Here is a 25,184-nt window from a genome sequence, read left to right on the forward strand (position 1 = left end):
GGCCGACTGGCAGACGGACGATGACCCCTTCTTTGCCCCCGAACTCTACCGCCGCCGCGCCGTCGGCGAGCACGCCAACGCCTGGCTCGACGGCTTCAAGACCTTGCGCGTGCGCTACGACACCAGCGTCGGCAACTGGTTAGCCTGGCACTATCTGGCCTTCCTCGTTTTCTTTTCACGAAAAATCAACCTGAAACCGACTTTCTAAACAGCTTCAATGTATTCGAGTATGGTATTTGAGATACAGCTGAGACAACGTCTTGCTACGTTGAAGGCCTTTTATAATCAACCTATACTTTCTGCCCGAGTCCGCTGAGTCGAAAAAACTTCTCATTTTCGCAGCCTCCAAAACCAATCCCTGTGCTGATTACCGATCCTGCCTATCTACTGCCTCTCGTCTACGCACTTAACCCACTTCAGACCCTTACTTCCGGCGCTAACCGCCCGCTGCTGATTCGCGGCGTCGATGCCGAAACCGAGGAAGAAGGCGACTACGTGCTGAAAGGCAGCGGCGCCGAACGAATGTCCGTCGAAGCGTTCGAGCGGGAGTTGCTCGGCTGTTTTGCGGCGTGGCAAGTAGGACTGCAGGCCGTAAAGCCAGTGCAGATAGACGTTAGCCCTGAGTTTGTGGCACTTATGCGTGGCCGAGACGAATACGGTCTGGTAAGCCGCTCGCTGGGGCGCAACTTCGGCTCCGAATACCAAAGCGGCCTGCGCGAATTTGTTGCCGGCCAGCCGCTTAAGGCCGCAGAGCTGGAACAAGCCCGATTGGTTTTTGCGTTTGATGTACTGATCAACAACGTCGACCGCAACGCGCTCAAACAGAACATGCTCACCGACGGGGAGCGTATCGTGCTGCTCGACCACGAGCTGGCTTTTTCCTTTACCAAAGTGCTACCGTTTCTCCGGCCCCGTCAACCTTGGCTCTTGGAAGATGTTGATGTGCGGGAGTGGATTCAAAAGCATTACTTCTTTCCCCAACTGCGGGGCCGTCGGTTCGACTTCGCTACACTGGCCCCGCAACTCTCCCGCCTGGATGCCGACTTTTGGCAAGCCGCCCGTCGGCACACCCCAGGTGCTTGGCAAACCGGCCAAGCAAACGATATTGAGGCGTACATCTGCCAAGTGCTGGCTCACGTATCAGAATTTACTCAGGAACTTAACCGCGTAACCGCATGAAAACCTACCAATATCAGGTCCTGCGTTACCTGCACGACCACGTGACGGGCGAGTTCGTGAACGTGGGCCTGGTTTTTTACGAACCCCAGACCCGTTTTCTCCGTGCCCAAGTCATTTCGAAAGCCCAGCGCCTAACGGACTTTTTCCCCGGCCTGGTAGGTCGCCATATTCTGGCTGTTCTCAAACACTTTGCGGCGGCCGTAAACCGCAAAGGACAAGCGTTGGCTACCCAGGAGCAGGCAACGCTGTTTGCTCAAGGCAACGAAGCATTCGACCTGCGTCAATTTACGCTGACCCTGGTGCGCCAAAACGATGCCGCTTGGCAGCTAACGGCCGTTGAGCAAGGCTTGACGCTAAACCCCGACCGTACGTTCGCCGACCTGTATCAGCGCCTGATTGGCGAGTACCAGCAGGAAACCCCGCCCCCTCGTACCGCCGATGAGCAGGTATGGCGGCAGTCCTACAAGCGGTATTTCGACCGGCACCACCTCACCGAGAAGCTGGAGCCCCGGCAGATTCCGACCGCCAACGACGAAATCAAATTTGAACACACCTGGCAAAACGGCGTGCTCAACTGCTTCGAGGCCGTTACCTTCCAGCTGAAACAGCCCGCCAAAATCAAAGACAAAGCATATAAATGGGTAGGCCGCCTCACCGAGCTCGGTACGGGCGATGTGCCCCTGCATGTGTACTTGCTCACGGCTTCTCCCAACGACCCCGCCCTGCAGGAAACCATCGAGCAAATCATTACGGCGGCCAGCAGCCCCATGGTGCAGGTCGATATCATCCACGAGAACGAAGCCGAAAATTTTGCGCGGCAGATCGAGCGGAAGATGCAAACGGCTGGCCACGAGTAATCAACTGTTTCTCACGCCTCAACCAACGGGCGGCTTTCTTCGGAAGGCCGCCCGTTTTGCGTCTGTGCGTCCGCTCCTCAGCGGCAACCCCGCTAGCCAGGTTAGCAATTTCCAGATTCATTGCCGACCTTTCAAAGTAGATTGCGCTTACTGTTCCGCTATTCTACTTTATTTGCTATGCAACCGCCCGCACGTCCTACTGCTGCTACCGGTCCCGACATGTTTGCGGACCAAGTGACCACCCAGCCCCTACTACCTAGCCCGCCCAGCTTTGCCGGGCATCAAACGTTTGCCCTGCGTTCGGCTTGGCTGAAAAAAGGTCTCGATGCCTTGCGCGACGATGCCCGGGTCTTTAGCGCCGACGATGCCCTGGTAACCTTGGGTGTGGGCAAAAACATGGTGAGTGCCATCCGCCACTGGCTGATAGCCACTCAATTGGTCACGACGGCTGAACGCAACGGAGAATTTCAGGCCAGCGGGCTGGGCGCGTTTCTATTTGCCGATAACGGGCTCGACCAGTACCTCGAAGACCCCGCCACCCTGTGGCTGCTCCACTGGAACCTATGCGGACCCGGCAGCCAGGCCTACACCTGGGTGTACGCCTTCAATGTGTGGCGCGAGTGGGAATGGAGCGAGGCGGCGCTAGCCGATGCTATTCTCAGCTCTGCCCAGGCCAACAGTAACAAAACGTCATCGTTCGAAACGGTCAAGCGCGACGTTGGCGTGTTCATCCAAACCTACTTGGCGCCCACCGACCGCGGCCAGAACGCCGAAGATGGTCTCGACTGCCCGCTACGAGAATTGGGCTTGCTGCGTCCTGCCCTGGGCAATCAGCAGCAATACACCTTCGCCGTGGGCCCCAAGCCCAGTTTACCAACCGCCATTTTTGCCTGGGCCCTCTTGAAGTTCTGGGACTGGAAATACCCGGACGCTACCACCATTGCCGCCCGCGACGTTGCCTATTCGGAAGGTTCGCCCGGCATGGTATTCAAGCTAGACGAGGATTCTACGCTGGTGTACCTAGATCAGCTCGAAACCCTCACCAGTGGCCTGCTACGCTTCGAAGATACACCCCTGGTTCGGCAGGTAGTTCGCACCACGGCCACGGCCCTCAACCCCGACACGCTGCTTTATTTTCATTACGCTGCTCCTACCATTGAGCAGTTGCTTGCCTAGCTTTCATGTCTGCTACCTCCACTCAAACGCTTGCTGATATTGTTTCGGTCCAGCCCCGTTTCGGCCGTTCAGTACACCTAGAGCGTGACCTCGCGGCTGGTACGGCTACCGACGGCTACTTCCTCACCACGTCGGCCGTGGAAGCCCTGCAGGGGGTGCTCCGCGCCCACGCTACGCCCACCGACCGCGCCCTGTCGCTAATCGGCCCGTATGGGGCCGGCAAAAGCGCCTTTGCCACCTTCCTGGCCCGCCTCGTCTCCGAGCCGGGTTTCGCCCAAGCCGCCCAATTACCGGCCGACTTGCCGGCCGTGCCCCGGCTGCTGCCCGTGCCCATCGTGGGCTCCCGCACCGCTATCGGCCCGGCTCTGCTGGCGGCGCTGCGGCACACGCTGAGCACGGCCCCTGGCGCGCCGACTATTCCTGGGGCTTTGACAAAAGCTGAGGCCAAGCCCAGCCCCCGCGCCATTGCCAACGCGTACGTGGCCGCCGCCCAGGCCGTAGCCGCTGCGGGCCAGCACACCGGCTTGTTGCTGCTGGTCGATGAAGCCGGCAAGTTTCTGGAGTACGCCGCCACCCACCCCCAGGCCGGCGACATATTCGTGCTGCAGGAGCTGGCCGAAGCCGCTGCCCGCGCCCCGCAGGAGGCTGCTCTATGGGTGCTTACCGTCCTGCACCAAAACGCCGAAGCCTACGCGCACCGCCTCGGCCGCACCCAGCAGGGCGAGTGGGCCAAAGTAGCCCAACGCTTCCGCCAGCTGCCGCTCTTCCCGTCCGACGTAGAGCGCATGGACTTGATTGGCCGGGCCCTGCGGCACGGCCCCGAGCTGCACCTCAACGGCACCCTCACGAGCCAGCTGGCCCCCGTACTCGACCCCCAGGCGCGGATGCTGCCCAGCGGCCTCGAAGCCCGGTTTCCCGACCTCGCCCGCGCCGCCTACCCGCTGCACCCACTGGCGCTGTTGGTAGTACCCGCCCTGTTTCGCCGGGCCGGCCAAAGCCACCGCAGCATCTTCAGCTTCCTCGAAGGCCAGGAAAACGGTGCCCTCGGCCGCTTCCTAGTAGAGCAGCCCTACGATCCGGCCAGCCCCGCTTTCTTCACCCTCGACGGCCTCTTCGACTACAGCCGCGACGTGCTACTGGCCCACTACACCGGCCCCAGCGCCCGGCCCTGGCTCGAAGCCGTGGAGCTGGTGGAAAGCGACCTGGCCGTGAACCCGCCCCTCAGCCCCCTGGCGGCGCGGGTGCTCAAGTGCATTGCCCTGCTCAACTGGCTGCGCGAGCAGCGCCTGCCCGCTTCCGATGCCGTGCTGACGGCCGCCCTTGGTCCCGAGGCCGCTGAGGCCATCGAAGAGCTGGTAGGCCGTTCCCTCATCGTCTGGAGCCGGGCCCGCCACAGCTACCGCCTCTGGGAGGGCGGCGACGTCGACGTGGAGGCTGAGCTGACCACCGCCCGCGCCACCCTGGCCGGCGACGTGCTGCTCTCCGCCGCCACCGACCCGGCCCTGTTTCCGCTGCCCCGCCTGATTGCGCGGCGCCACGCCTTCCGCACCGGCACGCTGCGTCCGGTATCGGTGGAGGTGCTCCGCCCCGAGGCGTTGATGGCCCGGGCTAGCCAGAACCCGGCCGAGCTGGCGGTACTGCTGTGCCTGGCGCCCAACGCCGCCGCCGAAGCCCAGGCCCTGGCCGATGTGCAACGCCTGGCCCAGCCCAACCTGCTGATTGCCGTAGCCCTCGAAACCGAGGCCCTGCGCGAAGCCGCCCACGACCTGGCCGCTGCCCGCCTAGTGCTCGATACCGTACCGGCCATGCTTGGCGACCGGGCCGCCCGCCGCGAGCTGGCCCTGCGCCGCCACGAGGCCGATACCATTTTCCGCGCCGAGTGGGCCCGCCTGTTCGGGCCTGCCCTCGGGGCCGAAGGGAGGGCCGCCGCTGCCACTGCCGCCACTACGGCCACCTGGTACCGTGCCGGCCGGGAAGTGGAGCTGCCCAACGCCCGTGCGTTCAGCCAAGCCCTGTCCGACCTGGCCGACAACACCTTCCACAGCACCCCCGTGCTGCGCAACGAGCTGCTCAACCGCCGCCAGCTTTCTTCCGCCGGGGCCGCCGCCCGCGGGGCCCTCGTCAAGGCCATGCTCAACCACGGCGAGCAGGCGCGGCTGGGCTTCACCGGCTTCCCGCCCGAGTACGCCATGTACGCCTCGGTGCTGCAGGCCACCGGCTTGCACCACGAGCTGCCCGATGGCACCTGGGAGTGGCGCAGCCCCCTCACCACGCCCACCGACCACGCCGAACTCGGACCGGTGTGGCAGGCCATCGAGCGGCTGGTGTACAGCTCGCCGCGCCCCGTGCCGCTGCCCGACCTCTACGAGCACCTGCGCGCCGCGCCCTACGGTGTGTCCGAAGGGGTGCTGCCGGTGCTGCTGGCCATCTTCCGCCGCGTGCACCAGGGCGACACTTCCCTATACCGCGAAGGCAACTTCCTGGCCGAAGAAAAGGATGCCGACTGGGAGTTGCTGCTCCGCCGCCCCGATATGTTCGCCCTCGGCGACAGCCGCGTGCAGGGTGCCCGCTTGGCCGTAGTCGAGCGCATTGCCGAGGCCACGGGCGTGGCGCCGCAGCTGGTGCCCGTCGTGCGGCGCCTGCTCAAAATGCAGGCCGGCCTACCCGAATACACCCGCCAAACCGGCCGCCTCGAGCCCGCCGCCCTGGAGCTGCGCGACGCGTTCCAGCAAGCCCGTTCGCCCGAAAACCTGCTGTTCTACGCCGCGCCCGTCGCCCTGGGTCTGCCGCCCTGGCCCGCCGACGCCCCCGCCGACGCACCCCACATCGAGCTGTTTTTCACCCGGCTCAACGCGGCCCTGCAGGTGTGGAATGCCGCCTACCCCGCCGTGCGGGAAGAAGGCCGCGACCTGCTGCTCAAGGCCTGCGCCTACCCGGCCGGCGCCGAGGGCTGGGCCCAGCTCCACCACTACCTCCGCTCCTTGGTTGGGGCGCCCCAGTTGCCGCCAATCCTGGTGCCCCTGGCTGGCCGCTGCACCAGCAGCAGCCCCGACGATGACCTTGACCGGGTGCTGGCCCTGGTAGCCAACCGCCCGCCCCAGCTCTGGCGCGACGTGGACCTGGCGGCCTTCCCCAGCCACGCCGCGCCCCTCGGCAATGCCCTGCAAACGCTGGCGGCCAGTGTGGCTCCGCCGCCGCCCGCCGCCCGCCCCGCCACCAAGACGCAGCGCAAGCAAGTCGACCACTTCGTCACCCAGCTCGGAGAGCTGCTGCCCGCCCCGGCCACGCGCCCGCCCGTGCACCTGCTCCGGGCCGCCGTGCTGCGCTGGCTCGATGCCCTCGAACAAGAAGAACAAGCTCAGTAACCTGCCGCGACATGAACCTACCCAACTATACCGGCCCACTCCACCCCGAAGGCCAAAAGGTGCGGCACATTCTCTGCCTCTCCGGCGGCAAAGATTCTACGGCCCTGGCGCTGTACATGCGGGACAAAGTCCCGGAAATGGAATATGCCTTTGCCGATACGGGAGAGGAATTGCCGGAAACGTATGATTATCTGGCAATGTTAGAGGCGTATTTGGGTAAGCCGATTGTTCGCCTAAATCCAGACCGGTTATTCAAACATCATTTAGACATTAGAAAAGGATTTCTGCCCTCCGGGCGTCAGCGTTGGTGTACTGAATTACTCAAAATAAAGCCCTTTGAAGATTTTATTGGGGACGATTTTGTGTATTCGTATGTCGGTATTAGGGCTGACGAAAATCGCTCTGGATACATCTCCAGCAAAGCCAATATTATTCCTGTGCTGCCTTTCAAGGATGATGGTTTGGAATATAAGGATGTGATGCAACTGCTAGATGACAGCGGATTAGGCCTGCCTAAGTATTATGAGTGGAGGTCACGCTCTGGATGCTACTTCTGCTTTTATCAGCAACGGAATGAGTGGGTTGGTTTGAAAGAACGTCACCCAGATCTATTCGAGAAGGCAAAAACATTTGAAAGATTTGATGATGAAACGGGTACGCGTTTCACCTGGAATCAGCGGGAAAGCCTGAGCGAATTAGAGCAACCAGAACGTATGGCTCAAATAAAGGCTGATCATCAGCTGCGTTTGGAGCGACAAAAGAATTTTGTATCGGCTGATCTACTCGATATTCTCGGAGATGACGACGATAGCGAAACTGGTTGTCTGATTTGTCACTTGTAGGAAAATATGCAACAAGAGATTTCATCCGAACGCCTCGGCTTGTCTTTCCACAGAGGATTCACGTTCTCAAGAACTGGTGTGGTATCTGTTCTAAAAGCATTTGCCGCAGGAAATGATATTCAGTTACACACTGATTTAGGTAGTGTTCAATTAGAAGCTATGCCCCGGTACTGTGAACGTGCAGGGTTGGTGAATTCTAATAAAAAACCAACTGAATTCGGGGATTTTGTGTTAGAAAATGATTTAAATATAACTCGTGTAGAAACGCTGTGGCTAATACATTATTTTTTGTCTGCGCCTCATCGTAGTGCTCCGAATTTCTGGTCTTTTATTGTGAGTAATTGTTTTGTATTAGGAAAAACACTGAACAGAACTATTATCACCGATGCTGTTGCTGCATTTGCTCTAAAGACAGCAAATGCTACTTTCTCAGAAAGAACCTTGGAAAGTGTTTCGACAGCAATGCTTGGTAGTTACTCCAAACCAGAGAACCTGGAAAAACTAGGGCTGCTAAAAAGCCAAAACTCAAATCAATACACCGTCACCCAGCCCCAACCCATCCCACTGCCGGCTTTTGCCTGCATGCTGGCGGACTTCTGGCAGGCGCATTACCCCAACGACGATACCATTTTCCTGACCGACCTGCTGCGCAGTGAGCTAGGTCGGATTTTGCTGTTGTCGGAAGCGCAGTTTAAGGCCTTCCTGGCGGCCCTAGCGGCCCCCAGCGTAGCCTTGGTGCAACGGCAAGAGCGCACGCCGCCCTACACCATTACGCGGCGCTGGCACTCGATAGGGGAGGTATGGGAAAAGTTGTATCAATAGGATGAATTGCTCTTGCGCCTATGTCTATCAGTACTCCGCCGCCTGCCCCCGCCCTGCGTGAGCTAGTCAGCGCCCTACGCCGACCCGGCACCCTCGTCCGCACGGCCACGGTGCTGCTCGATGCGGCGCACGTAGCCCCCGCCGCCACGGCCTGGGCCACCGAGTTGCAGCTCGAGGCCCAGCACCTGGGCCGCGCCGTGCTGGCCAGCGTGCAAGCTGTGGGTACCCGCGTGGTAGCTCTGTCGGCCGAGCGCCTGCGCGAATATGTCGACGCCCAATTACCCACCCAGCAGCTGGGCGCGTTGCCCTCGGGCGGCGTCTGGCTATGGGGCGCCGAGGCCTTGCTCACCAAGCTCGACGATACCCAGCGCCTCATCTTCTGGGAAGAAATGCGCACCAACATGCCCCACCGGCCGCCGCTAGTGCTGGCGCTTCCCCAACACTTGGCCCGCTTTGGCCCACCCCAGCCCGAAAGTTGGGGCGGGCGCTACTTGTCCCTGCCTGCCTTGTAATTCATTTCGTCTTTCTCACCCTGCGCTAGCCCGCCGTTCTTCCGTTTTAGGCTATGGCCCATCACTACCTTATCCGCGACATCGTTGTCGAAAATGCCCAAGCTGCGTTTGTCAGCGACGTACAGTTATCCTGGTATCCCCGCGACGAGCACAATGCCCCGCTAGCGGCCTCCTACCTCTGGACCGACCAGCGCATCAGCAAAGAGCTGCCCTCCGTGCAAGCCCTGCGGCTGCTCTGCGACAACTTCGAGTTCTATAAGCCCAACAAAAACCGGCATACCTGGCTGGCTACCTACGGGCATGGCAAGTCGCACTTGGCGCTGGCGCTGGCCAATTTCTTCGGTCAGCCCTACGAGTCGCCCATTGTCCAGGACCTACTGGCCGGCATCGAGCACGCTAACGACGACATTGCCCAGCGCCTGCGCGCTTTCAAGCAGAAGGGTGCCCCGCACCTGGTCGTGCGCCTGCGCGGCGACCGACCTTTGTCGCTCACCCAATCCCTCATTGCGGGCCTCGAAGAGGCCCTGTCCGAGCACCCCGGCACGCAAGGCGCCGAGCTAGGCCTGTGGTTCGATGCGGCCCTCAAGATGCTGGATACCCTGGATGACAAGAAGCAGGAGGAGGCCAGCACCTACCTGCTCGACAAAAAGGGAATCGACCTGGCCCAGCTGAAAGCCGACATCAAAGCGCACAAAACGGGCCTTTATGATCTGACGCGCAACGTCTGGAAGCACTTATTTGGCTTCAAGCCCGACCTGAAAGGCGAGCTGAATCCAAAAGAAATGCTCGAGCAGGTTGTCAAGGACTATTGCGGCGACCCTGATTCGGGCAAACCCTGTTCGGGTATTCTCATCCTGTTCGATGAGTTCGGCCGTTTCGTGGAGTCCTACGCCGGCAACTACGACACCCAGGGCGAAAACCTGCCGCTGCAAAGCCTGCTCGATGCCATGGAAACCCTGCGCAACCGGGCCGCTTTCGTCAGCTTCACGCAGTACAAGCCCGAAGAAATAGCCCGACGCAAGCTCCAGGCCCGGGGCGCCGGCGCCGAAACGATGGCCAACATCGTGCAGGAGCTGAACCGCCTGCCCGCCAACCAACACCACGCCCTGGCTTCGCCCCTCGAAGCCGTACTCGATGGTTACCTCCAGCAGCAAGATGACCAGTGGAACGACCTGACCGCCGATGACGCCATCTGGGACGAAGTAGTCAACGCCATCGATCTGGTGAAGCTGCTGTTTCCGGTGCGCTACACCGAAGCCAACGGCTGGACCGACGAGAAGCTGCGCGAAGCCATCGGCAAAGGCTGCTTCCCGCTGCACCCGCTCACCACGGCCCTGCTGTGCGGCGCCAGCCTCCGCGGCGACACTGCCCGCTCGGTGCTAGGCTTCGTCGAAGACCGAATCCGGGCCTGGGCCCCGCTGCCCGCGCTTACACCCGACGGCCACCTCAACTGGGTGTATCCCATTGAGCTGGTCGCCTATTTTGGTGAAGCCCTGGCCCCGTCCGAAACCGCCTGGCTCCGCTACGACGAAGCCCGCCGCAAATCCCCCGACACGCCCACCAACCGCGCCGTGCTGGCCGCCATGTTTCTCTTCGAAACCGTCGGCCTGCAGCCGGGCAGCACCCCCGCCGACGAGTACCCCAGCCTGATTGGCGCACTAACGGGCCTGTCCGCCGCCGAAGCTACCGCCGCTTTGCAAACCCTGGCCGCCGATGCCCACATCGAATACGATGCAGGCCAGCGTAAGTACCTGTTCTGGGCAGTAGGTCAGAGCGGTGCCGATGCCACCAAAGCCCTTAACGACGAGCTGAATGGGCTACTTAGTAATGCTTCGTTGGTAGAAGAGAAGTTAGCTAGTATCTTATCAGACAATGTATTTACGGATGAAGGACACGTTGGCAACCCAGAAGCTTGGCGAGCAGAAGTACTGCCCCTCAGTCGTTTTGAGTGGACTGCCGCTACTCTTGCTGATAAAATAGCGCGCTTTAAGTACGATTCTAGGCACCAAAGCCTGCTTGCCGCTCCACGGGGCTACGTACTCCGCGCAATTGCTATCGACGATGCAGATGTAAACTGGTTCCAGGAGCATGCCGACCAAGTTTTTCAACAAGCGTTGCTCAGGGTAGAACCTAACTCACCGCCACCGGTGGTATTGGTGTTGCCAACCATGCCTCAAGATGGTTTAGTAAAGGCGTTATTGAAAAAACATCTGCTGGAGGGGTGGGGGCACGAAACCCGGACTGCTCTAGGCGAACAAGCACTACAGCAGCTTGAAAACAAAGTAGATGAAGAAGTAGCCAGCAACTGGGAATTGCTTTGGCAGGAGGAAAACCGACTGTCATCCTGGTATTGCCCGGCAGTTTACCAATCTGGTGTTATGGCTCGTTTGGGGGGAAGCATTCATCCTTCCTTGCAAAATGCGTTGAAGTCCACGTATGAAGTGGCCTACAACCGGGCAGCACCTTTCACGACAGAAGACCAGAAAGTCAACTTCAAACGTGGAGTTGCGAGAGCATGTCAGTTTCTAGTACGTGGGACTTTTAACGGTTGGGCCGAAGCTGTTGCACCGAGAGCGGAGGGCCGTGCCCGTGACCTGTATAACAACTACCTGAAAAACGGACCCAAAACGTCTTGGGGCGTCATCGACAACCGCGAGAAAGTGCGCGAGCCTTCCGATGAGCTAGTCAAACAAGCATGGGATTTGCTCGATCAGGCGGTACCTGCCGGTGCCGAGCGAGCGTCGCTCCGCAGCACGCTGCTGACGTTGCTGAATGTTCCGTACGGCTACGATTACTACTCTCTGGGCCTGCTCTTCTGTGCCTGGTACGGCTGCCACCGCCACGAAGTAAAGCTGTACCGCGGCGCTACCGGGCCCAGCTTTACGCCCGATGAATGGCTTGGCGATGAAAACAACTTTCAGAACCTGATTAGCTCTTTGCTTGGCTATTACGACGTGTGCGTAACGCGCATCGACAAGGGCAAGGTTGAAAGCGAAGTAGCCCAACTCGTAGAGGCAATCAATGACGGGAAAGAGTTTAGCCAGGTCGAAGCGGACAACGCCACCGGTAAACTCACGAGCTACCTCTCCGACCCCGCTGCAGACGAGTCGCGGCTTAGCCAAGTCCAAGAGGCCATTGTGCTGCTCGATAAAGACCGTGCTCTAGCCACTGACTATCACAACCACCTGCTCGAGCTACAAAAGCAGTTGACCAACAACTTCCCCGCCAACCTAAGCGGGGTGAAGTCACTGGCAACGTTATTGGAGCAAGTACGCCAAAAGCCCGACCTGGGCTGTCTCAAATTCGACCAACCAGAGCTGGTTGCCGAAATTGAACAGGCCATCCTGTCGAAACTCGGCTCTACCGTCATGCAGGCCAGCAATATTCTGGCCCGGCTAACTTCCCTGGAAAAACACAGCGCGCAGCTAGAGAACCTGACGTACTTGCGGATAGCAGTGAACGGCACCGGTCACGCACCAAGTATGGCCCTGGTGAAACAGGCCACCGACAACTTGGCCAGTGAACATCGAAAGCGCACCGAAGAAGCCCAGGATCTGGATTTTATTGAAAAGCTGGAAGCTGCCGAAAAAGCCGAGAAACAGCGCCGGCTGAGTGAATTACGCTTCTGGCTACCGGTGCTGGAGTTGCAGCAGGTCTTTGCCGAATCCACGGAAGAGCGTCGCCAGAAAATTGTAGAGAAGATTCAGAAAGGCATTCAAACACACAAAACGTTTCTGGCCAATGCCCAGGCCAAAGCCGCTGAACTGACAACTCGCACGTCGGTGGCCAGCCTGCTCAAGTCCCTTTACAGCGCCCAAGCCGACTACCAGGAAGCCGAGCCTGAACAGAGCGAGCTGACAATCCTTATCGAGCGTTGCGAGTCGTTCGACAAGGTGCTTAAAGAGCTAGAGGACCTGAAAAATAAGAAGGCAATGGATGGCAAGGAACTAGCCACGTTGCTGAAAAATTACGACACTCTAGCTGCCGATGCTTGTTTATCCGAGACGCAGCGCCAGTTCGTGCTGGAACTGCGCAATAAGAAAGAGGCCAAGTTCAATGCTCGCGTGCAAAAGGCTGTGGAGGAATTAATAAAGCTCGAAGCCCGCAGCACCAGCGACGAATCACCAGCGCTGGTAATGGATGCCTTGCGCCAGGGCCGCCACAATGGTCTACGCTTCCTGCCGACCGACCACCAAAGCCGGCTTAAAGCGGTAGAGGGTACGCTCAACAACCGCATTGGCGAAGACGCGACCGAAAAAATCCAGGATTTGTTTCTGTGCATCACCAATCTCCAGCAACGCCGGCAGTGCTACGAGAAGCTGCGCGACTTGCTCGCCCTACCCAGCAGTAGTGCTAGGGAAGTGCCCGCCCCAACTTCTAACTAAGCATCGTCCGTGCCCATTCCTGCTTCGTTACCCACCCTACGGCTCGACCGCGACGGCGACGCCCCCGTGCAGCCCAACTACACGTTGGTTACCACCGAGGCTGAGTGGCTGGCGCATATGGTGGCGCCGGTAAGTGGTTTGCCCTCCCTGGCGCTGCACGTACGCGGTACCACCCAGCTATGCGACTGGGCATCAACGTACTGGAAAGCCCACGGTGGCGACGTACAGCTGTGTGAGTCGCCCCGGAAAGCGCTGCATCGTATCTGCCCAGCACTTACGCCTGAGCAGGGCAAGGAACTGATGGCTGAGCTGACTGCGCTGTCAACGCTTCCGGTTGAGCTAACGGTGACCACTGTTTTGGGAGTGCTATACCCGAGCTTTCCAGCATGGGAAGGACCAAACGAGGAGGGAGGCGCTGCAAGTTGGTTTGGCTTTGCGGCAAAATGGCTGCTATGGCGTAGCAACCATTCTTTCAATTGGTCCGCTAGTCATCGGGCACTAGTCGAAAAAGCAATAGGCAGCTGGACAACCGGAAGTCAAGCGGCGCTTCTGCCTGTAGATGAAACGGGTGCTCAACAAGTGCTGGCAGCATGGCTAGGAATTCAGCCGTTGGCTACCATGGATTTGCCCGTGCAGCAGGCGTTAGCAGTGGCTCCGGAGTTTCCTCTCGCGGTACCTACGGCTTGGCTCAACGTGGCTAACCAAGAATTCGGGAAGCAGCTGTTGGCCCTAGCTGCTGGTCTTGCAAGTGACTTGGCTCCCTCAGTTCTGGCTTGGTGGCAGGCACAACAGGACCACCCACAACCCGCTGCTATCCAGCAGGCGTCGGTCAATGTCTTACTTAAGTTTCTGCCCCAGCATCCGCAGGCATTATCCGAGCGCATACTCGAACTGCTCGTCCGCCAAGCATCCAGGACGGCGCTTGATCGTCTGCGTCCCCTGGTTCCGGCTCCCGTGCCCCCACCTATGCCCACTACTCCTGCGGAGGTGTTGCAGTGGACAACTAAACATTATTTGCCGTACCGGCGGTGGCAGGCACTCGCAAAGGAAACCACCGCCGCTGTGCACGTCGATAATGCTGCGCGAGCGTTTGGCAACTGGTTCCTCGATCATTACCACGAGTTACTAGGAACCTCGTACCCCTACCAGCAGCTGCATTGGGCCCAACATGCCAACGAGCCTGACCCGCAGACGGTCACCCTTTGGGTAATTGCTGATGGACTAGGCTGGCTCGATGCCCACCGGCTGCAAACATATTTGCTGCAGGAATGCCAGGAAGAGTTGGTGTTGAACGCTGCTACGCCTTGCTTTGGCCTAGTGCCCTCAATCACGCATTTCACCAAGAACAGTGTACGTTGGGGACTGTCCCCGGCCCTGGCCCTGAGCGAGGCGCTGCCCGAGCCAAAGCACCCAGACGTAGGGGCCAATCGTGATTTTTCCGCAATAACCGAATTTGCCCAGCCCGGCGACCTATTGGTATGGCGGCCCATCGACCCCGACCACGCCTACCACGTCTCCGGCGACGAAGCATTCGTCCGCAACGGCGCCGACCACGCCCTCCGCGGGCTAGCTTCCAATATTGCCAATGCCGTGCGAGCAATATCTCCCGACGTACCACTGCGTCTGCTCCTTACTACCGACCACGGCCGGATGCTAGGCGCAAGTGAACGAACCTTGCCAGTGCCAGCCGGCTGCAGTGCCAGTGGCCGAGCAGCCTATGCCGCTCCGGGGGCACCCCGCCCCGCGCCCGATTCCGACGACATCCGTTGGCTGGCTCCCGACCTCTATTCGCTTCCCGGTTGGGTAGGCGTTGCGCTTAGCGACGCCGCTTTCAAAGTACCGCTCAAGAAAGAGGGCTCTGCCCGTGGCGGTACCGAGCTGTTCCCGCACGGCGGCGTGTGGCCAGAAGAGGTAGTGGTACCGTGGTTTGAGTTTGGACGGGCCGAAGCCGAAGCGCCGCTCATTACAGCTACGCTGAGTGGTGCCGCCCCCGCTGGCAGATCAGGTATTGCTACGTTGGAGCTTCTTAATCCCAGCGTCCGAACGCTTACCCTGCGCGAGCTGCATGTGCGCTTAGGAAATAAGCAAACACAAATATTGCCATTAGCGGGCAGCTGCCCGGGTTTGCAGACGCTGTCGGTGAGTGTTCAGCTACCGGATTGGCCCGATTCAGCCCAACTCCAAACGGCCCAAGCCAAAGTGCTACTGCAAACGACAGACCTGCAGGAACACACCTGCTCCGTAGGCCTTAACCTACGCAACACCGGCCTCCAAGACCGCACCGACGACATCCTCGCGGACCTTTTTTAAACAGTTGCTCCCCACCAGCTTGCTATGCTAGACTCCACCGATACCACACAAGCCACCGCCGAAACGTTGGAGGCCAAAATCAACCGCGTCTTCGGCAACGTCGCCATCGACAAACGGCGGCTGCGGGCTTCCGCCTTAAAAGACCGCGGCATCCCCGGCTATGTCGCCGAGTGGGTACTCGATACGGTTGTGCCCGGGGCGGGGCCGTTGAGCATAGAGGAAGCTACAAAAGTGAATGAATGGGCGGCACGGGTTGTGCCCAAACCAGACGAAGGCAATATCCTGCGCAACCAACTCTATGCCGGTCAGTCGTTGAAAGTACTGACGCCAGTGCAGGTTGATGTGCTGCTTTCTCAGAAACGCGCCGACCGCATTGCGCGTCTGCCGCAATTGGGAATTCACGACGCGCACATCACCGATGAGCTGGTCAACAAACACCCGGCCTTGCTCAAACAAGGTATGTGGGGGGTAGCCGAGCTACTGTACATTCCGGAGCAAGGCGTAGCCATTACGGGCTTCCGACCTATGCAGGCCACCGTCAACTTGGAGGCTTGGCGCGAGGCACGGGGGCATTTCACCCTCGAAGAGTGGCGGGCCTTGCTGCTTACGTCGATGGGGTACAACCCCACCGCCTATACTCCCGACCAACAGATGCTTGTGTTGGCCCGCTTATTACCACTTGTGCAAAAAAACTTGCATCTGATGGAGCTGGCTCCTAAAGGCACGGGTAAGAGCTACGTGTATGAAAACATTTCGCCGATGGTACGCCTCGTTAGCGGGGGCAACGTGTCGCCGGCAGTGCTGTTTGTAAACAACAGCAACGCCCTGCCTGGGCTGCTGGCCCGCTACTCAGTAGTGGTGCTAGACGAAATTCAAACGCTGAAATTCGAAAGCCCCGCCGAGATAGTGGGTGGTTTGAAAGGCTACTTGGCCAACGGCCTCATTACCCGAGGCGGCCTGCACCAACTAGCTTCCGATTGTGGTTTCGTCATGCTGGCCAATATCAAGCTAGATGCGCAGCAGCGCCCCGTTGCTGACCCCTTAATGCTTGAGCTACCTAGTTTCCTACAAGAAACAGCGTTTCTGGACCGTATGCGGGGCCTTATTCCTGGCTGGCAAATTCCGAAACTAACCGCTGCCAACTTTGCCCAAGGTACCGGCCTCAAAGCCGACTACTTCGGTGACATTCTCATTGAGCTGCGTCACAATCTTGAAGCCGATGCCTATTGTGCCCAACACGTAAATCTGAGTGGCAAAGCCTACCAGCGTAACCAAGAAAGCGTCCGTGCGCTAACTAGTGGCTATTTCAAGTTGTTGTTCCCCGACCAAAAGGCCACTCAGGCCGAGTTCTACGAACACTGCATACGCCCGGCCGTGAAACTTCGACAAGGCATCTGGAATCAGCTATACAATCTGGATGCGGAATACCGTCAGTTCGACCGGGAGATAGTACTCATTCTTGGCTAAGCAAACAGCATGATTTACCTCGACCACCACGCTACTACCCCCTGCGACCCGCTCGTGCTGGAAGCCATGCTGCCCTACTTCACGGCGCAGTTCGGCAACCCGTCCTCGGCCCACGCCGCCGGCACGCGCACTGCCGACGCCGTGCAGCTAGCCCGCGAACAGGTAGCAGGACTAGTGGGAGCACAGCCCGGCGAGGTTATTTTTACCAGCGGCGCTACCGAAGCCAACAACCTAGCTCTCCTAGGTTACGCCCGGGCTGCTCGCATTACCAGCTCCCGTCGCCGCATCATCATTTCGGCTATTGAGCATAAAGCCGTTACCAATCCCGCCAAGCAACTCGCCCGCGAAGGATTCGAAATAGTTGTGCTGCCGGTAGATGCCCAAGGCACCGTAGATCTGGCCGCCGCTGCTGAGGCCATTACTCCTGACACGCTCCTAGTGTCAATCCACGCTGCTAACGGCGAAATAGGTACAATCCAACCCATAGCCAAGCTAGCCGAATTAGCGCATAATGCTGGCGCCTTACTGCATACCGACGCGGCCCAGGCCGTTGGCAAAATACCTGTGGACATGCTGGCTTGGGGAGCCGATATGCTCTCTATCAGCGGCCACAAACTATATGGCCCCCAAGGCATTGGTGCCCTGATAATACGCCATCCGCGCCGCACTCAGCTCGAGCCTCTTAGCTACGGTGGTGGCCAGGAGCGCAATTGGCGCCCGGGCACGCTCAACGTGCCCGGCATCGTGGGCCTCGGCGCCGCCTGCGCCCGCTGCGCCGAACTACTGCCCAGTGAAGCACCGCGCCTCGCCGCTCTGCGCGACGAGTTTGAGGGCAATATCCTTGCTGCCCTTCCCGACGCTCGTCGCAATGGCAACCCGCAGCAACGCCTGCCCCACAACTCCAGCCTTACCTTCCCCAGCCTCGAAGCCGACGCTCTGTTAGCCCGCTTACCCAGCCTGGCTCTCAGCACCGGCTCCGCCTGCGACGCGGGTACTGTGGAACCCTCCGCTACGCTGATCACCCTTGGTCTTTCCCGCGACGACGCCCGTGCTACGGTGCGAGTTGGGTTGGGGCGGCTAAATGAGTTTGATGAAGTGAGAAACGCTTCAATACACTTGATAAGTCAAGTAAATGTTCTTTACAAGTTGTTATCGCACTAAAAAACAACTTGAGGTAGGTGAGCAGGCCCATGCTCCAGCGGGCGGGCTCCAGGCCGTGGGGCCCTGGGTGATCCAGGTGCGCACCTTTCAGTACCGGCGGGTGCGGCTGCGCAGCGGGACGCCGGCGTAGGCCACGTGCACCGATTGGATCAAGGTTATCTGGCCGGAGTTCCACAGGTCGCCCTCGTCGGCGGCTAGCTTTTCGGGAGTGGAGGCCACTAGCACCTGGTAGGCGGTTTGCTCCAGGCCGCGGGCGGGGCCGCTCAGCTCCCAGCTCAGGCGCGGGGCGGTGGCGTCGATGCCTTCGGGGTTGGTGAGCAGCTCGCAGCGCAGGCGCAGCAGCTGCACGGGGGCGGGCTTATCGGCGCGGAAGGCCGTCAGCAGCAGGGCGGTGAGAAGCGAAGAAAGTACAATGCGCAGGTTCATCGGGACGGGCAGCCGCACCCCGCGGCCCCGCTACGACAGCAGCGGGGAAGCCGGCCGCTACACGGGCCGGCGCCGTGGGGCGGTGCTAGGCACTTTTGGCGTCTACTAGTTCATAATTTTTCCCGTGCCAACATTCTACGATCTTAGCATAAAGCTTTAGGATTTGGGCATAGTGGGGTAAAGAAACCTCGTATCCTTTTTGCTGACTACTACACATGGACTTTCTTTTATGCACCAGCCAAACATATTAGTCTAGCGTTTGTGCTTTATTAGCTCAACCTCCTTATTGTTTTTTATTCCAATAATGTCCCCTCCAAAGGCGGTTAGCCCGCCCTCAATATCACCTTTATCATATACTAGCTTTATAGGATCCATGAATGTATAAGCTATTCTATCATAACTATATTTATATAAACCATCAGCGCTTCTAGGGTAATTTTTAAATAGCTCATCATTGTACTTAGGCTGCATTGCATGAATCAGAGCCTTCTCCGCATCAAGAAATATTGTTCTTTGCTCAGGACGATATTTTCCCATAAAACTATGAACTACATCTTCAATAACCGAGTCACTGCCATATGAATGCATTTCAAAATTATCAAAAAAACCAAAAAGCAGTAATGCTATTTCATTAGTTGGCAAACTACCATAATTGAATGGATATTCGAGTGACAAAATTTCCTGCAATTTATCATGACCAGTGAGACGCTTTCATACATCTTGCTTAGTCGCTTGACCTACAAATGAACTTTATAACTAGTAAAATTTCTCAAATCACCCTTAATTTCAGCCTCTACGTACCCTTTCCAGTAATTAAGAATAAATTTTTCAGGAGAAAGCCACACTAGAAATTTTCATCAGAAACTTCACTCTCATAAAATTTGATACTCTGAATATTCATAATGGAACGACGAGAAAAATCATTGCTTAAGTCATTTGAACCCATATACATAAAAACTTCTTTCGATTCATCTGTCGCAATATTTTCTTGAAATATCGGCAGCACACAATTCAACACATCATCATTACCATTCTGCACGATGTCAAAAGAAACACATCTTGCTTCCTCATCATGCATAATATTATCAAATCTTAGCTCAGGCCTTTGAGCTATTATGTACAAACTACTTCTTTCAATTAATTTCTGAATATCAATATCCTTCTTTAAAGCTGTAAAATCAAAATTTGACAAAGGGCTATAAGCCAACTCCAACTGATTTAAAATACTTTTTGTGTCCATGAATAGAAATATTATTTCAAATCATCAATCGAATTAACTCCAATTATCCTTAAGCACTCCTGCTCATGTTTCTCTAGCTCTACAAGCTTGAATTCGTCCTCCGTTCCTCCAAGTTCCACTATAGCGTCATTGTCAATAGCAGCACGGCCCTTGTTCTTATAAATTGAACATTCGCCAGCTACGTACAGCCCAAGCTTACTTGTTGCTTCAGGAGTAATAGCAATATTAAAGCCTCTTCCACCAACCCTAACACTAGGGTATAGTACCCCGTCCAAACCTTTGTTAATAACCAACTCAGTAAAAAGAGCTGAAATCATGTAATCATAATCATCCCTTATTTTTTCTTTTGCAAATTCATCAGCCAAAAATGATGTAAAAGCTAACGACCTTTCTACTACCTCTGCAGAATTTGATTTAATAAATCGACTATAAGCATCTGCCAGTTCTCTCGTATAACTACTCTCTTGATAATACTTGTCTTTTTGAACTATTGCGAGCATATGTATATCTTCATGAACGTACCAACGTCCAAAAGAAATCTTTTGAATACCTGATTTCGTGGCATCCCTTAGCATAGGCACAGTTTCGGCTACACCAATAACCCTCATGTTATTCAATTCTCCTGGTTGCAAATTTTCAGGAATAGTAGTAGCATAAAACATTGTTTGGTTAGGTGTGCTAGCTCTCTGGTACGTCTTGTTATATTGCTGAGGCTTATAAGAATAATTACTCCTTTTTTCAAACCTTTCTCCATTACTATTTGGTCTCGCTCTCATCACTGATTTTCCTCTATGGAATGTCACAATGACATAACCTATATCACCCGCCTGTCTAAATAGGGACAATATTTCATCCTTTGGATATTTCGAAAGATCTAAGCTCTTGAACTGCTCAATTAATGTGTTGATTTCCATAAGAATGGCTGTTGCCTACTGAAAAATATGGTCCTATAACAGTGTACTTCAAATAACAAGCTTCTACACTCAATAAACAAACAGCGGGTAGCAAACCTCCTCGGTTCACTGCCCGCTGCTGCATTCAAGCCCTAAGCATCTACCGCTGCCCGACCGACTTCTCCTGCGCCTGCTGGCCGGAGAAATCGAAGTACAGGGTCATTTCCTTGGCGTACGAGGGGTCTTTGCCGTAGTCGTAGTACATGTTGGTTTTGCCCATCGGGCCTATGTTCTCGGCTTTCTGCGACTTGGTGCCGATGGGCGTGATGCCGTGCATGAAGGAGAGCTGGCCGCTGGGGAAGGCCGGGGCCGTGTTGTAGGGCGTGGCCGAGAAGCGCGGCGTGAACAGGCGCAGGTACACGTCTTCCTGGTCGCAGACGACTGTGAAGGGCTGGCCGGTGGTCTGCAGGGTGAGCCAGTAGAAGTTGGAGTAGTAGCCCTTGAACTCGGGGTACTCGGGGCCGCGGGTGCCGTTCATTTCGCCGGTGCTGGTGTCGTTGTAGCCTTTGGTCCACACGCCCAGGTTGGTACCCTTCAGGCGGTCTTTCCACACGCGGTAGGGCCCGTCGCCGCGCCACTGGGCGCCGCGCACTTCCTTTTCGGGGTAGCTGAAGCTCAGACCGGCCAGGGCGAAGTCGTAGTCTTTGGGGAAGTACTTGGCCGTGAGGCGCACCCAGCCCGAGGGGTACACCGTCTACTGCAAGAACTGGTAGCGGCTCTGCTTGCCGAAATTGGCTTCGATGACCACGTGCGGGCCGTCCTGGCGCTGGCTCAGGCCCTCGAAGGCGGTTTCGCCCTCGGCCAGCAAGGGGCCGTTGGTGAGCAGGATGAGTAACTTGTTCTCCTTATTACAATCCTAACTTCTGCGCTGCATTGTGTTGCCGCACGTCGTCCAGCCGAGTATAGCGCCGAATCATTGTGGAAGTCTTATGCTTAGTCTGATTCATAATCTCACTATCATCAGCCCCGGCCAACTTAGCCACTGTCACAAATGAAGCCCTAAGTGAATGCGCGGAATATGTTGGCCCAAGATATTTCTGTACTACCGTATTGATGCTTTTATCTGTCAGCCGCGCCTGCGTCAATCGCTGGCCCATACGCAACCCGACAAACACCGGCCCGGTTTCCCGCTTGAGCGCGCGTAGCCAAGCCTGTAGAGAACGGATAGGGCAGACCTTGGCTTCCGGCGAATAGAAAATGGCCTTTTCCTCGTGCTCGCCCAGTTGGTTGGTTTTACTGCGGTGCATGCGCACGATCAACCCTTCCTCCGAAAACTCCAGATCCTCAACATTCAGTGCGGACAACTCCGAGCGGCGAAATGCGCCAGTGAATCCCAACAGTAAAATTGCCCGGTCCCGTAGCCCAGTTACCGCCTGCGTGTCGATGGCGCGCACCAGTCGTTTGAGCTGAACAAGCGTAAATGCCGGGGCCTGCTTTTGCCGCACGCCGTGTACGCGGCGGATGCCGTCAAGCAGCACCTGAAACTGTTTATTGTCCGTGGGGCAGTCCAGCCCGCGCAGCACGTGCACCTTGCTGATTGCCGACAGGTGACGATGAATGGTCGCGACTTTTTTGCCCGCGTCGGCCAGATAGGTCACGTAGCCGGCAAGCGTGTCCACCGTCGCCGGCACCGGCTCGACTTGGTTGGCCTGACACCAATGCGTGAAGTGTCGCAGGTCGGAGGCGTAAGCCCGGGCCGTGTTGGGCGCGCCCTGCAACCCGGCTTCGACGTAGCGCGCCGTCTGCTCCGAGAGGCTAGCGAGCGAGTCGGTCGTCTTAGCGGCAGTGGTCAGTCGCGCGTCGTTTTTCATGTAACCTATATAATGTCGTTTTTCATGTAACCTATATAATAAGGTATAGCCGTGAAAAAACGGCCCGAAAAGCGAATATACTGCTAGGTTCCGATAATTAAAAGTTATCGGAACCTAGTGGTTCGGCGATAGGGAACATCAAGTAAACCTTATCAGTCCTTATGATTTTGCATTAGCATTGATAATAGTCGTCCACCAGCGGATGACCTCCTCCCAATTGCTGGACCGGTCTGATATAGTGAATCAGGCGGTTTGAAGCTCGGCAGTACTGGCGGCTGCCATGACCTGATCGGGCGTTAACTTCGGCAGCGAGCTATGCGGTCGGAAGCCGTTGTACTCCTGCCGCCACTGCTCGATTTTCTCCTGCGCATCGGACAACGAGAGGAACCAATGCACATGCAGACACTCGTCTCGGAAGCTGCCGTCGAATGACTCAATATACGGGTTGTCCGTCGGTTTGCCCGGGCGCGAGAAGTCCAACGTGACCCGCTGCTCATGGGCCCATTTGTCCAGCGCTTTGCTGATAAACTCGCTGCCGTCATCTACCTGGATGCGCTCAGGTACGACGCCCCGCGTTTGCTGCAAGTGGCTCATCACGGCCACCACGTCGTCGCCTTTTAGCGACTGTCCAACCTGAAGGGCCAGGCACTGGCGACTACAACTTATCCACTATCGTTAAGGCGCGAATCTTGCGCCCATCGAAGAGCTGATCAGCTACGAAATCCATGCTCGAGCTCTGGTGCGGCCGCTGCAACCCGGCCCGCTCCAGGCGGTGTGCCGCGGCCCGGCTGCGCCTGGGCCGTTTGCTACGTAGATGCAGCCCTTCCAGGCAGTAGAGACGGTGGACGCGCTTGTGGTTGTCGGGCCGGCCTTCCCGCCGCAGCAGCGTAAACAGGCGCTGGCAGCCGTAGCGCACTTGGGATCTGGGCCAGTTCCCGCAACCGTCGGCGCAGGACCGTATCCTGCCGCCCGTGCGGTCGGTAGTGCCAGCTCGAGCGCTGCAGCAACACGAGCTGGCAGGCCCGGCGGGTCGAGATGCGATAGGCGTCGGCGTCGCGTACGTGTTAAGCCGCGTGGCGACGCTGCTTGGGGCTTCAGAAGGTTGTTTGAGCACGTCCTGCAGCATTTGCTTGTCCAGGCTCCGGTCGGCCACGAGCTGTTGGAGGTGTAGATTCTCCTCTTCCAACTGCTTCAGGCGGCGCAGCTCGGGCACCCCTAGCCCACCGTATTTCTTCTTCCAATTGTAGTGGGTGGCCTCGCTGATGCCCATCTTCCGGCAGACCTCGGCGACGGCCACGCCCGTGTCGGCTTGGCGCAGGGCAAACACGATCTGGGCCTCGGTAAACTTCGTCTTTTTCATGGCACATGTCTCTTGGTTTAAGATACGACAAGGGCCTGATTTCTCTACTTTAGCGCGGACCAGTTTTGTGGGAGGAGGTCAGTGGTCAGGCCGGTGGTTTCAGTATCCAGAAACAGCAGGTACTGCTCACTCATGCTCCGCTAAGGCCGGAATACCTTGGCCGCCCGACGCGGGGCGGGAGCCGATTCCGCCTGGCGCAGTGAGGAGCCGCGAATCAGTAGCTCGGGACGCAAAATGGTCTGACGGGGCGTGAACGGAGTGGCGTCGGCCTCAATTTGCTCCAGCAGCAGGCGCACGGTGGCCTGGCCCATTTCCTCGCAGCGCTGGTCGATGGTGGTAATGGTAGGTTCGGTAATGAGCGTGAAAGCCTCGTTGCTGAAACCACTGATGGCAATATCCTCGGGCACCCGGCGGCCCTGCCGCCGCGCCTCCTGCTGGGCCCCGAGGGCGCAGTAGTCGCCGGCCGAAAACACGGCGTCGGGCGGGTTGGGCAGGGCCAGCCACCGGCGCATCACCTCCACCCCATCCGGCTGAGTCATGTCGGTATAGGCTACCAGTTCCTCGTCGAGGGACAGCCCGGCTTCGCGCAGGGCTGCCAAGTAGCCCTGGTAGCGGTTTTTGTAGATGCTCATGTGCTGGGGGCCGGCCAGGTGAGCCACTCGCTGGCAGCCCTGGCTGAGCAGGTGACGGGTCGAAATCAGGGCCCCTTCGTGGTCGTTGAGCACCACGGCATTCACGTCCTCGCCCTCCATGCTGCGGTCGAAAAACACCAGCGGCAGGCCCCGGCTGCGGACCTTATCAAAGTGCTTATAGGTAGTGGTGGTGCGCGACAACGAGACCATAATACCGGCCACCTGGGCGCTGAGCAGGGCCTCCACATTGCGCCGCTCCTGGGCCGCATCTTCGTTCGACTGGCAGATGATGACGTTGTAGCCGGCCCGGCTGGCGGCCGTTTCGATGCCGTGCACCACCGACGGGAAGAAGCGCCCCTCAATGTAAGGCACGATAATGCCCAGCAACTTGCTTTTACCCTTGCGCAGGGCCGACGCCAGGCGGTTGGGCTGGTAGTTGTACTTCTTAGCCAGCTTGAGCACCTTCGACTTCATTTCTGGTCCGATGCTGTAATGGTCGCTCAGGGCCCGGGAAATGGTGGTCATGGATACGCCCAGCTCCCGGGCCAGGTCGGCCATGGAAACGGGGGTGTTGGTAGCGGGTGCGGCGGTGTTCTTTTTACGAGGGGCCATGTGAAAGAGCGTTACACAATGCTTTGTGTAAAGAAAGTATTCAGGGCTGCGGCAAGGATGGAATTTCGCAGGAT

18 protein-coding genes and 2 pseudogenes are annotated in these 25,184 nt (G+C 57.8%); 12 read left to right on the forward strand and 8 right to left on the reverse strand.

The genetic code is table 11. The annotated features are described in order from the left end of the window. The 12 genes and pseudogenes from KLP40_RS16660 to KLP40_RS16715 all read left to right on the forward strand — a co-directional run. A pseudogene (locus tag KLP40_RS16660) lies at window positions 1-208 on the forward strand (IS5/IS1182 family transposase); the annotation flags it as partial. 152 nt (window positions 209-360) lie between these two features. Further along, a complete protein-coding gene (locus KLP40_RS16665) occupies window positions 361-1,179 on the forward strand; it encodes a HipA family kinase (protein ID WP_215594960.1) in 819 nt (272 codons plus the stop codon). Beyond that, the gene (locus tag KLP40_RS16670; RefSeq protein ID WP_215594961.1) at window positions 1,176-2,036 is read left to right on the forward strand and encodes a DUF3037 domain-containing protein; all 861 of its coding nucleotides are present in this window, start codon (window positions 1,176-1,178) and stop codon (window positions 2,034-2,036) included. The genes KLP40_RS16665 and KLP40_RS16670 overlap by 4 nt, the downstream gene beginning before the upstream one ends. 177 nt (window positions 2,037-2,213) lie before the next feature. Beyond that, a complete protein-coding gene (locus tag KLP40_RS16675) occupies window positions 2,214-3,212 on the forward strand; it encodes a DUF4007 family protein (RefSeq protein WP_215594962.1) in 999 nt (332 codons plus the stop codon). Window positions 3,213-3,217: 5 nt separating this feature from the next. Continuing rightward, window positions 3,218-6,577, forward strand: a complete 3,360-nt coding sequence (locus KLP40_RS16680; RefSeq protein ID WP_215594963.1) for a hypothetical protein — start codon at window positions 3,218-3,220, stop codon at window positions 6,575-6,577. 11 nt (window positions 6,578-6,588) lie between these two features. Next, window positions 6,589-7,419: a phosphoadenosine phosphosulfate reductase family protein gene (locus KLP40_RS16685; protein WP_215594964.1), complete on the forward strand. Its 831-nt coding sequence runs from the start codon at window positions 6,589-6,591 to the stop codon at window positions 7,417-7,419. 6 nt (window positions 7,420-7,425) lie between these two features. Next, a complete protein-coding gene (locus KLP40_RS16690; protein WP_215594965.1) occupies window positions 7,426-8,241 on the forward strand; it encodes a DUF4007 family protein in 816 nt (271 codons plus the stop codon). 20 nt (window positions 8,242-8,261) lie between these two features. Continuing rightward, window positions 8,262-8,753: a hypothetical protein gene (locus KLP40_RS16695; protein ID WP_215594966.1), complete on the forward strand. Its 492-nt coding sequence runs from the start codon at window positions 8,262-8,264 to the stop codon at window positions 8,751-8,753. Window positions 8,754-8,806: 53 nt separating this feature from the next. Beyond that, complete coding sequence (locus tag KLP40_RS16700; protein ID WP_215594967.1) at window positions 8,807-13,138, forward strand: hypothetical protein; 4,332 nt, start codon at window positions 8,807-8,809, stop codon at window positions 13,136-13,138. A 66-nt stretch (window positions 13,139-13,204) separates the two neighbouring features. Beyond that, the gene (locus KLP40_RS16705; protein WP_215594968.1) at window positions 13,205-15,448 is read left to right on the forward strand and encodes a hypothetical protein; all 2,244 of its coding nucleotides are present in this window, start codon (window positions 13,205-13,207) and stop codon (window positions 15,446-15,448) included. Window positions 15,449-15,472: 24 nt separating this feature from the next. Further along, window positions 15,473-16,915 (forward strand): BREX system Lon protease-like protein BrxL, encoded by a 1,443-nt coding sequence (gene brxL, locus KLP40_RS16710; RefSeq protein WP_215594969.1) that lies wholly within the window; start codon window positions 15,473-15,475, stop codon window positions 16,913-16,915. A gap of 9 nt (window positions 16,916-16,924) precedes the next feature. Further along, window positions 16,925-18,076 carry a cysteine desulfurase family protein gene (locus tag KLP40_RS16715; RefSeq protein ID WP_215594970.1) on the forward strand — a complete coding sequence of 384 codons (1,152 nt, stop codon included), beginning with the start codon at window positions 16,925-16,927 and terminating at the stop codon, window positions 18,074-18,076. A gap of 87 nt (window positions 18,077-18,163) precedes the next feature. Here KLP40_RS16715 and KLP40_RS16720 read toward each other — a convergent pair whose 3' ends face one another. The 8 genes and pseudogenes from KLP40_RS16720 to KLP40_RS16755 all read right to left on the reverse strand — a co-directional run bounded on the left by KLP40_RS16720 (window position 18,164) and on the right by KLP40_RS16755 (window position 25,110). Beyond that, the gene (locus KLP40_RS16720; protein WP_215594971.1) at window positions 18,164-18,502 is read right to left on the reverse strand and encodes a glycoside hydrolase family 78 protein; all 339 of its coding nucleotides are present in this window, start codon (window positions 18,500-18,502) and stop codon (window positions 18,164-18,166) included. A 252-nt stretch (window positions 18,503-18,754) separates the two neighbouring features. Further along, a complete protein-coding gene (locus KLP40_RS16725) occupies window positions 18,755-19,177 on the reverse strand; it encodes a hypothetical protein (RefSeq protein WP_215594972.1) in 423 nt (140 codons plus the stop codon). A 169-nt stretch (window positions 19,178-19,346) separates the two neighbouring features. Further along, on the reverse strand, window positions 19,347-19,742 hold the full coding sequence (locus KLP40_RS16730; RefSeq protein ID WP_215594973.1) for a M14 family metallopeptidase: 396 nt from the start codon (window positions 19,740-19,742) through the stop codon (window positions 19,347-19,349). 11 nt (window positions 19,743-19,753) lie between these two features. Next, the gene (locus tag KLP40_RS16735; protein WP_215594974.1) at window positions 19,754-20,656 is read right to left on the reverse strand and encodes an RES family NAD+ phosphorylase; all 903 of its coding nucleotides are present in this window, start codon (window positions 20,654-20,656) and stop codon (window positions 19,754-19,756) included. Window positions 20,657-20,795: 139 nt separating this feature from the next. Beyond that, window positions 20,796-21,386 carry a hypothetical protein gene (locus KLP40_RS16740; protein ID WP_215594975.1) on the reverse strand — a complete coding sequence of 197 codons (591 nt, stop codon included), beginning with the start codon at window positions 21,384-21,386 and terminating at the stop codon, window positions 20,796-20,798. Between the two features lie 157 nt (window positions 21,387-21,543). Then, window positions 21,544-22,506 carry a site-specific integrase gene (locus KLP40_RS16745; protein ID WP_215594976.1) on the reverse strand — a complete coding sequence of 321 codons (963 nt, stop codon included), beginning with the start codon at window positions 22,504-22,506 and terminating at the stop codon, window positions 21,544-21,546. 243 nt (window positions 22,507-22,749) lie between these two features. Continuing rightward, window positions 22,750-23,866 (reverse strand): annotated as a pseudogene (locus KLP40_RS16750) (IS3 family transposase). Window positions 23,867-24,006: 140 nt separating this feature from the next. Then, window positions 24,007-25,110 (reverse strand): LacI family DNA-binding transcriptional regulator, encoded by a 1,104-nt coding sequence (locus tag KLP40_RS16755; protein WP_215594977.1) that lies wholly within the window; start codon window positions 25,108-25,110, stop codon window positions 24,007-24,009. Window positions 25,111-25,184 lie beyond the last annotated feature (74 nt).

Origin of the sequence: Hymenobacter piscis, from assembly GCF_018760735.1 — a bacterium.
In the GTDB taxonomy this organism is placed as follows: Bacteria; Bacteroidota; Bacteroidia; order Cytophagales; family Hymenobacteraceae; genus Hymenobacter; species Hymenobacter piscis.